Below are 8,752 nucleotides of genomic sequence, written 5' to 3' on the forward strand. Positions count from 1 at the left end.
TCTCTTCCATCGACACATCTAACCCAGCAAAATAATCCATCGGTCAGTCTCCTTTTCAGCGATATGAACATCAAGAATAGCAGGGGCTGCAGTGTGCCGATCCTGATTACGCCATGTTGAAAAACTCGAAAATCTGACGACTGCGTTTTTCTGTCATAACCCGGTGCGACAACCAAATCGAAACCAAGTGGCTAGTAGGGCCTCTGAGCGCCTCAGACGTCGCTAACACTGGTCTCAGGCGGACCCCCTCGACGAAAATTCAGAGAATGCTTCTATGGGGAAGTTTCTCGCCCATTTTCGTGAAAATTGGAGTTTTTCAACAGTATCCGCCGTCCCTGCCAGAGCCTGTCCTTCTTGACGTTCAGAAAACCATACCCTATTTTCTGACATTGAGTTGAACCATGATCACGTCGAAAATTAAGCGGCGCATCTTTGGGAAGGGCCGAGGCGCCATCTTCGCGCCATCGGACTTCCTTGATGTCGGATCGCGTGCAAGCGTGGATCAGGCGCTGTCGCGTCTGGCGGATCAGGGCGTGATCCGACGGCTGACGCGCGGGCTTTACGATTATCCCAAGCAGAGCCCGCGTTTTGGGCTCCTGGCCCCCTCTGCCGACGATATTGCGCGCGCGGTAGCGCAGAAGGACAACCAGGTTCTGCAGCCTTCGCCTGCGATGGCGGCAAACCAGCTGGGTCTATCCACCCAGGTTCCGTCCAATCCGACCTACATGACCGACGGACCTACTCGAACTAAGAAGATCGGACGGCAGGTCATCCAGTTCCGGAACGCTTCCCCGAAAACCTTAGTCGGTGCTGGCTCAAAGACAGGGACGGTTTTCCAAGCGCTCCGCTATGTCGGCAAAGATCGCGTCGACGATCAGGTGATCAGCAAGATCGCCTGCGCACTGGATGCTAGAGACCGGGCGCAGCTTGCAAAGCAAAGCCGATACGTTCCGGCCTGGATGCATCCCGTCGTGCAGCAGATCGTGGCACAAGCCTGAGCATCGACGCCTTCGCGAACGACACAGCCCAAAACCCAGGCGACGCTTTCCGTTCTTGGCGTCAGATTTCTCCGACTATCCTGCGTGTCTGGTGGACTGTCAGATCCCACTCTTTTTGCTGAGTTCCAGTTTTCAGCGTTATGAACACTGAAGAAGTCGGTTCTTCAAAGAGCTCTTATTGCAATTTCTTTGAAAAAAGTACAATTTAGGTGTCATGAGCGCTGGAAGATCGCAAAATCTGAAGAAAGTTCTGGAGGCGGTGCCACCAGGATATCTTGTGGATGCCGCCTGGCTCACTGGCCAAGGTGTCGCTTACGAGACCTTTCGCGACTACGTGAAACGTGGATGGCTTGAGCGGGTTCACCGCGGCGTCTTCCGCCGCCCTGTCCCAAACACGTCAGGATCAAACACCATACCCTGGAATGCCTGCCTGCTCTCAATGCAGCACATCATGAACTACGAGGTCCACATCGGTGGCACCACTGCGCTTTCTCAACAGGGCTATGATCACTACCTGCGTCTTGGCAAAAATGCCCCTGTCTGGGTTTATGGCGATGCCACACCAAAGTGGCTGGGCAAACTCCCACTCGACGCCCCCATCGAGACACGCAAAACATCGCTGTTCACTGATCCGGCACTTGGTCTCACAGAGAACACCGGCAAGTCAGAAAATGCCCTGCCTTGGGACTGGCAATTGCGGATGTCTGCCCCCGAACGAGCCGTTATAGAAGCCATGGACGAACTGCCGGATCATGGGAGCTTTCACAGCATCGATATGATATTCGAGGGCCTGACGACGCTGCGCCCGAAATTGCTCTCGGCACTGCTACTGAGCTGCACCAAAATCAAGGTTCGGCGACTCTTCTTTGTGTTTGCGGATCGCCACAATCACCCGTGGCGCAAACGCCTCGATCCCAAAGCCTTCGACCTTGGGGCAGGCGACCGTGCGCTGGTCAAGGGCGGGAAGATCCACCCACAGTATCGCATCATGGTACCGGAGGAGTTTGTGAGAACGGAGGTCGAAGATGGCACGTCAGACCTATGAAGCCCAAGTCGCTCTTTTGGTACGCGTCCTGCCTCATGTCGCGAAGGAGGAGATTTTCGCGCTCAAAGGAGGCACGGCAATCAACTTGTTCTATCGCGATTTGCCGCGCCTCTCGGTTGATATCGATCTGACCTACCTGCCGATCAAAGAGCGTGCTGAAAGCCTCGTCGAGATCAACGAAGCTATGGATCGCATCGCTGCCTCAATCGAAAGAGGCATCAAAGGCGCGCGAGCTCAACGAATTCTGGGTGGTGGGGGCGGTGCCACCCGCGTACTCGCACGTCTTGAGGGTGCCGAGATCAAAATCGAAACCTCGCCGGTCACGCGGGGCGTTGTCCATAAACCCGAAATCCGCTCGGTCTCCGACACGGTAGCAGACGCGTTTGGGTACGCAGAGATGCAAATTGTCTCGTTCGAAGACCTGTTCGGCGGCAAGCTACATGCCGCAGTCGATCGCCAGCACCCGCGCGACCTTTACGACGTGAAGCTGCTCTATGAACACGAAGGCATGACGGACGATCTGTTCCGGACCTTCTTGATCTACATCGCCTGTTCATCACGTCCTGCTCATGAGCTGCTGGACCCCAATCTGATCGATCTGGACCAGCCTTACGTGCGCGAATTCGAAGGCATGACCAAATCACCCGTCGAACTTGATGACCTGCTGGTGACACGCAGGCAGCTAATCGCGGACATTCAATCCCGTTTCGATGAGAACACCAAACAATTCCTGCTCAGCTTGCAGGATGGCACCCCGGACTTCTCTGCCATAGATCGACCACAGGCTTCTGAGCTTCCCGCCGTGCGTTGGAAACTTCTCAACCTGAAGCGGCTGATCCAGGACAACCCGAGAAAACACGCCGAGCAGAGGGGAGAGCTGGAGAAACTCCTGTGCTGACTCTCCAACCAATTGAAAGTGCGTCGCAATTGAACCGTTGCTAGGTTGTCCCCGCTGCAGTTCTGATCCCCGCTGTCGGGGCCGTTCAAAACCACGGGGTGAAGTCACGAATATGAGATAGTCTCGGTTTCCATAGATCATTGCTGTGGAGGCGCAAATGCATTGGCGCATTACTTTGGAAGCCGTTGACCCGATAGGGGATGAATATCGCAAGGAGTTCATGACCGAGAAGAATCTTGACGGTCTTGCTGACGGGAAGCTGGGCTGCTCGATCGATGACGGTAAGGCGGTCATGAAAGAGGTTCAGAAGATTATCATCGAGCGGCAGTTGGACCTTTGGGTTCGCTACTGCCGGGTGTGTCCAACCTGCGACGGACTACTGCCGATCAAGGATTACAACCAAAGAAGGATACTGACGATCTTTGGTGAAATTCCTGTCCGCTACCCTCGTCTGATGGTTTGCCAGAAGTGCAATCCGGCATGTTGTTTCACCTTTTCCCCTGCGGCCGATATTTGCAAAGACCGTGCCACGCCTGAACTGTTGGAGCTTTCCGCAAAGCTGGGCGCAAAATTCTCATATCGTGAAGCCTCAGAAGTCCTGGCGACGTTCTTGCCGGATCAATCTGCAAGAGCCTTCACCACGCTTCGTAACCGGACATTGGCCATAGGGAAGCGGATCGAAGAGGCCGAAAGGCGTAAACGCTGGTTCGAAGCCCTAAACTATCCGGACAGAAAACAGCTCGCGCTCGCGCTTGCGGGCGATCCGGCACGAGAATTTGTTTTCAATGTAGACACGGCGCACATTCCGCTGGTCAAACAGTATGGCGGCCGAACGTTCGAGGCTGTTGTTGGCCATTGTGGTCGAGGTGGCAGAGGCGGTCCGCCAGGGCCAGTTTTTACATTTGAAGGTACAAAGCCCAGGGAACTAAAGGCGGTGGCGGCTCTGGCACTCAAGAGGCAGGGCTACATTGACCAAGGCGAAATCACCGTCATTTCGGATGGTGCGGAATGCCTGAAGCGCTTGGCCAGCATGCTTCCACAACCGGTGACCCACATGCTCGACTGGTTCCACATTTCAATGAAGGTTCAGCCAATTGCTCAGCTGGCAGCAACAGTCCCGAAGCACATGTCGAGCTTCGAGGGCCGTATCGAACGAATAAGGTGGCGTTTGTGGGATGGGCAAGCGGGTCGAGCGCTGTCCTTGATCGCAAAAGTTCGGCAGGACCTGTCTCGGGAAACCGAGCCGAGCATTTGGGCGCGCCGCGCGGACAAATTACTCGAAACCCTGCAAGGCTACATAAGACGGAACAAGGGATCGGTCGTCAATTATGCCGAGCGGTACCGTGATGGGAAGCGAGCGTCAACGGGCTCGTCGCCAGACGATTTGTGAAAAAGCAACAGATGCGCTGGTCACGTACCGGAGCGCACTACCTGCTGAAAGTTCGGGCATCAGTGCTGAACGGAGACCTGTCCGAACGAACGAAATATGAGGCGCCGAAGCAGCCTATTTCGGGCAACATTGCGAGCTTCATCAGCCCTACGCCACCCTTGCTCAGGGCGGCATAACCCCGCGGTCTTGAACGGTCCCGTTAACTGCCCAGTCTCAAATTAGGTACCAGCGCAACCCACTGAAATCATTGAATGCACAGCCTCAGACTTAAGTGCCAGGTGACAGCACAGGCCACAAGTTTTGACCATCCCGCGGCAGCGGGGTAGTCTCAGCGTGTCGGGAAAATCAAAAACGCTCATGAGAGCGTAGGATTTCACACTATCCTGCAATGGACCCCGTTTTGCTCGCGCGGTCATCAGGGACCATACCACAATCGATCCACCTGATTTCACGATCGCGGCCTGTTTCAGCGATCTTCGATGTCATGGCTGATAGGCAAGTGCGGCGGCATAGGTGTCGGATCCGAGGTCCTCCAGCATCCAATGTTGCGTGTCGTCGTCGGGAAACCCGAACCGGGCGCTGCTTCCGCCCGCCAGGATGGTGTCAGGCACCTCGAAGCGGGTCGGATCGTAGCTGAAGCCGGTGCCCTTGGCCTTGATCAGGGCTTCCTTGCACGTCCACAGTTGATAGAACAGATCAAGCTTTTTGCGGCCGGTCAGGCCCGACAGCACCGCCCGTTCCCTGGCGCCAAACACACGTGCTGCCACACCGTCGAGATCGACTTGCGGCCGGCGGCGCTCCAGATCGATGCCGACGCTGCGCGATCCGGTGAGGGCGATCAGCCCGTCATCGCCGCTGTGGCTGATATTGAACGAAACTGGCGCTGGAACGTCATCGACGATCGCATACGGTTTGCCATAGGCCTCGGTCGCAAAGCTGATCGCCGCCGGCACTCGATTGAGCCGCTTGCTCAAAAGCAGACGCAACGCGCCGCGAGCGAGCAGGAACTGCTGGCGTGCATCTTCGACAAGGAACCGCCGGTAGCGTGTCCGTTCGGGCTGGCTGAGCAGGCCAAGTGCGTACCCCTCCAGAGCGGCATCGGGCGATAGGCCGATGGCAAAGACCTCGATGCCGTCCATGCTGCGATAAACCTGCCACCAGGCGGTATCGGTCATGTCTCCCCGGGCTCCCCGACAATGGCCGGCGTTCTCTCATTCGGCTCCAGTCGAACTTCGCGCAGGTGATCGCCAATGGCGGAGCCGTTGCGCCTTTGCCTGGGATAGCCGAGAGAGACCTCCTGAAACGGCACGCCGTCGATCCAGCGCGTACCGGGCATGTGCAGATGGCCGAAGACCACAGCCCTGGCATCGAAACGTCGATGCCAGTCCCTGGTCAACCACGTGCCGCACCAGGGCGTGAATCGCGGTGCCCGAGGCAGGACGGCCAGGGCTTCCTCCAACGAGAAATGACTGATCAGGACGGTCGGCAAGGCCTGCGGTCGGGCGGCCAGTCGCGCCTCGGTTTGTGCACAGCGGGCCTTGCACCACGCGTTGCGCGAAGGGAAAGGATCCGGGTGCAGCAGGTATTCGTCGGCGCACGCGCTGTTTGCCTCCGCCGCCCAGCCAACGACGCCCGCCAGCGGCACCGATCCGGGGCGGAAGCTGTAGTCGTAGAGCACGAAGACAGGTGCGATCAGTATCGGACCGCCGGGATGGTCGAAGATCGGGAACGGATCTTCGGGTGTGATGACACCATAGGCCCGGGCCAACGCCACCAGTTCCTCATAACGGGCGACGCCGCGGCTTTCATCCGGGCGATCCGGTCGCGACCACAGATCGTGGTTGCCCGGTGTCCACACCACACGGGCAAACCGAGGCACCAGAATGTCAAAGCAAAGGGCCAGATGTTCAAGCCCGCGCCCCACGTCCCCGGCAATGACCAGCCAGTCATCGGGGCGGGCGGGCAGATCCCGCAGGGGCTGCCGGTTTGCCGGATGCTCCATGTGCAGGTCGGAAATGGCGAACAACCTCATGCGATCAGTTCTGGTACAGGGAGGATTTGACGCATGTTCGCTCCATGGATCAGCAATTGCCATGAAAACGCGCGATTTGCCGCGCCAGACAGGCGGCCAAGGCTGCCGGCTGTTCCAATGAGATGGCGTGGCCCGACCGGGTGATGGTCTCAACCGTAACCGGGGAGCGCGCCATCGCTGCCATTCGCTCGGCAATCGTCAACGGCAGGAAGCTGGAGTATTGACCGCGAACGATCGCCACCGGTCCTTGGACGGCTTTCAACAAGGCCCATTCACCGTCTCCGTTGGCTGAACGGTCGAGCAGCCGCTTGACTGCCGGATCAATTGGCAGGTGCCAGCCCGTATCTGCCTGCCGCGCCAGTGCCGTGATCGCCTCTGTGGTTGCCCGCGCATCGGCCAAAGGCAGTTGGCTGCGTACATAGGTGATCAACCGATCGAGATCGGTGGCGCCGACAATCAAGCCGTCAACGTGCTTGGCGACAGCGGCGTCGGCCTGCTCAACCGCTTCGGCGCTGCGTTCGATCAAAATGGTGCCATGCGGCCGCATCAGGCCACTGCCGGCCAGGTGCAGCGCTATGCCTGCGCCAACCGAATGGCCGATCAGCACGACCCGCTCGAGCCTCAGATGGTGCAATGCCGCGGCAATGACCCGCGCTATTTCCGGAACCCGGTACTTGTCTTCCGGCAGGCGACCTGAACCACCATGACCTGGCAAATCAAGGGCCATGATCGGCGGAGCCTGCCCTGGCCAGTGGTCCAACACCGGCCGCCAAATGTCCGCCCCGTCACCAAGACCGTGCAGCAAAACCGGCACCGTCCTCGCGTCGGCGATCGGCGCTAGAGACGCGCTGTCCCCGGTGTTCCAAAACAACGCGCGTAGCGGTGTTCTTGCCGCTCCCGCCCCGCCGCCGGCATTGGTGCTTACCTGCGGCAGGCAAGGAAGCAGCGCTGCATGGGGGCCGGCTCGGCGCGATTGGTTGGCCTGCGACATGATTGGGTCCATGGCAACGGCCGAGCCGTTGTACGTTGTCAATGCGCCTTCTCCTTCCGCGCCGAAGCGGCGTCCTCCAGCTGCCGGCGGACACTCAAGGGGGTAATGTCGGTCCACACCTCCTCGACCCAGGCAAGGCACGCCTCCTTGCTGCCGACAGGCCCGACCTGCTCCCAGCCCTTCGGGACCTCCTTGAAGCTCGGCCACAGCGAATACTGCTCCTCATGGTTCACCAGAACCTGATACTCGATCCGCTCATCGTCCATTGCGCTGCTCCTTCTGCTTGCGTTGGCCTTTTGCTACTGTGCGTCCATATCCTTTCGACCCGCACCGGCCGGTCGGCCGCCCGACGGGTTATCGGCGTCGTGATCCGCCATGGCGAAACTCCCCACCCTTCGCCGCAGCCACCGCCGCACGATCGCCGCGATCATCGCCGCTGGTTCGGGCTGCATGAGCTCGACATGCCGGAACGGCACATCATGGCAGTCGACCGAGGTGCAGTACCGCGACCAGCCGAGCGCCGGATCATCGACCCTGCTCCTGGTGTCCACCGCCCGAATGACAAGCGCCGGACCAGCAAACCGGCGCGACGCCGAGCGCTGCTCAAGCAGCAGCCCATTGCTGTGCCAGACCCGCAGCAGGTGCTCGACCAGGCGTGAATCGTCGGGGATCTTCGCGTCCACAAGCTCTCCAGACCGCATCGCCTCTTGGGCCAGCAGGCGCATCTGTGCCTCCAGCCTCTCAGCCGCCTCGATCGCCGCGTCGGGATAGAACGCCTTTGCCATCTCCACCAGCCATGAGCCGAAGTCGCGGGTGCGATCCTTCACGGCCTGATACTCGCGATCGTCAGCGAGCACCTGGTACTCGACGCTGTCAAGGATGATCACCCCGCCGACCCGCTGGCCCGCCTCCGACAATCGGCAAGCGACATCGTGTGCGACATGGCCACCGAGCGACCAGCCGAGCAGCACCCGCGTCTGGTCGGGCGCGTCGGCGCCAATGGCCGAGGCATAGGTCCTGATCATGTCCTCATAGCTGCCGAAGCCGGTCTCGCCCGCAATGAGGCCCCGAGACTGGACCCCAATGATCTCGACTTCGGGCGCCAAGGGCGCGGCGAACTGGCCAAATATCGTCGCATGGCCCGAGGAGGGGTGGACACAATAGAGCCCGCCTGGCGTCTTGCCGCCTGCGCCTCTTGCTCCGGACTGGCCCGCGAAGTGCAACAGGGGACGGTATTCGCTGGATCGCGGGTCGCCGAGCGCCGCTGCCAGACCGGCCACCGTCGGCGTCTCGAACACCGTCCGCACTGACACCGACTTGCCGGTCTCCGCTTCCAGCCGCGCCACCAGACGCACCGCCAGCAGCGAATGACCGCCCAGGTCGAAGAAGCTGTCCTCG

Annotated in this window: 9 protein-coding genes; 4 read left to right on the forward strand and 5 right to left on the reverse strand. The window is 59.5% G+C overall.

Features of this window, described 5'->3' with window-relative positions; translation table 11 throughout:
- The first annotated feature begins 401 nt into the window (after positions 1–401).
- From ACFWW2_RS14035 to ACFWW2_RS14050, 4 genes are all read left to right on the forward strand, one after another.
- A complete protein-coding gene (locus tag ACFWW2_RS14035) occupies positions 402–998 on the forward strand; it encodes a DUF6088 family protein (protein WP_393928779.1) in 597 nt (198 codons plus the stop codon).
- A gap of 214 nt (positions 999–1,212) precedes the next feature.
- On the forward strand, positions 1,213–2,043 hold the full coding sequence (locus ACFWW2_RS14040; protein ID WP_393928781.1) for a type IV toxin-antitoxin system AbiEi family antitoxin domain-containing protein: 831 nt from the start codon (positions 1,213–1,215) through the stop codon (positions 2,041–2,043).
- A complete protein-coding gene (locus ACFWW2_RS14045; protein WP_393928783.1) occupies positions 2,024–2,941 on the forward strand; it encodes a nucleotidyl transferase AbiEii/AbiGii toxin family protein in 918 nt (305 codons plus the stop codon). Before ACFWW2_RS14040 ends, ACFWW2_RS14045 begins: the two co-directional genes overlap by 20 nt.
- A 157-nt stretch (positions 2,942–3,098) precedes the next feature.
- Positions 3,099–4,331 carry an ISKra4 family transposase gene (locus ACFWW2_RS14050; RefSeq protein ID WP_393928785.1) on the forward strand — a complete coding sequence of 411 codons (1,233 nt, stop codon included), beginning with the start codon at positions 3,099–3,101 and terminating at the stop codon, positions 4,329–4,331.
- Positions 4,332–4,813: 482 nt separating this feature from the next.
- Here the strand turns inward: ACFWW2_RS14050 and ACFWW2_RS14055 are convergent, their stop codons facing one another.
- The 5 genes from ACFWW2_RS14055 to ACFWW2_RS14075 all read right to left on the reverse strand — a co-directional run.
- Positions 4,814–5,506 carry a 4'-phosphopantetheinyl transferase family protein gene (locus ACFWW2_RS14055; RefSeq protein ID WP_393928787.1) on the reverse strand — a complete coding sequence of 231 codons (693 nt, stop codon included), beginning with the start codon at positions 5,504–5,506 and terminating at the stop codon, positions 4,814–4,816.
- On the reverse strand, positions 5,503–6,363 hold the full coding sequence (locus tag ACFWW2_RS14060; RefSeq protein WP_393928789.1) for a metallophosphoesterase family protein: 861 nt from the start codon (positions 6,361–6,363) through the stop codon (positions 5,503–5,505). The genes ACFWW2_RS14055 and ACFWW2_RS14060 overlap by 4 nt, the downstream gene beginning before the upstream one ends.
- A 49-nt stretch (positions 6,364–6,412) precedes the next feature.
- Positions 6,413–7,396, reverse strand: a complete 984-nt coding sequence (locus ACFWW2_RS14065; RefSeq protein WP_393928791.1) for an alpha/beta fold hydrolase — start codon at positions 7,394–7,396, stop codon at positions 6,413–6,415.
- Positions 7,393–7,620, reverse strand: coding sequence for an MbtH family protein (locus ACFWW2_RS14070; protein ID WP_393928793.1), 228 nt, complete (start codon positions 7,618–7,620; stop codon positions 7,393–7,395). The genes ACFWW2_RS14065 and ACFWW2_RS14070 overlap by 4 nt, the downstream gene beginning before the upstream one ends.
- A 33-nt stretch (positions 7,621–7,653) precedes the next feature.
- Positions 7,654–8,752, reverse strand: a 1,099-nt coding sequence (locus tag ACFWW2_RS14075) for an alpha/beta fold hydrolase (protein ID WP_393928795.1), incomplete at its 5' end; no start/stop codon positions are given.

It is taken from the genome of Yoonia sp. R2-816, from assembly GCF_046762905.1.
In the GTDB taxonomy this organism is placed as follows: Bacteria; Pseudomonadota; Alphaproteobacteria; order Rhodobacterales; family Rhodobacteraceae; genus Yoonia.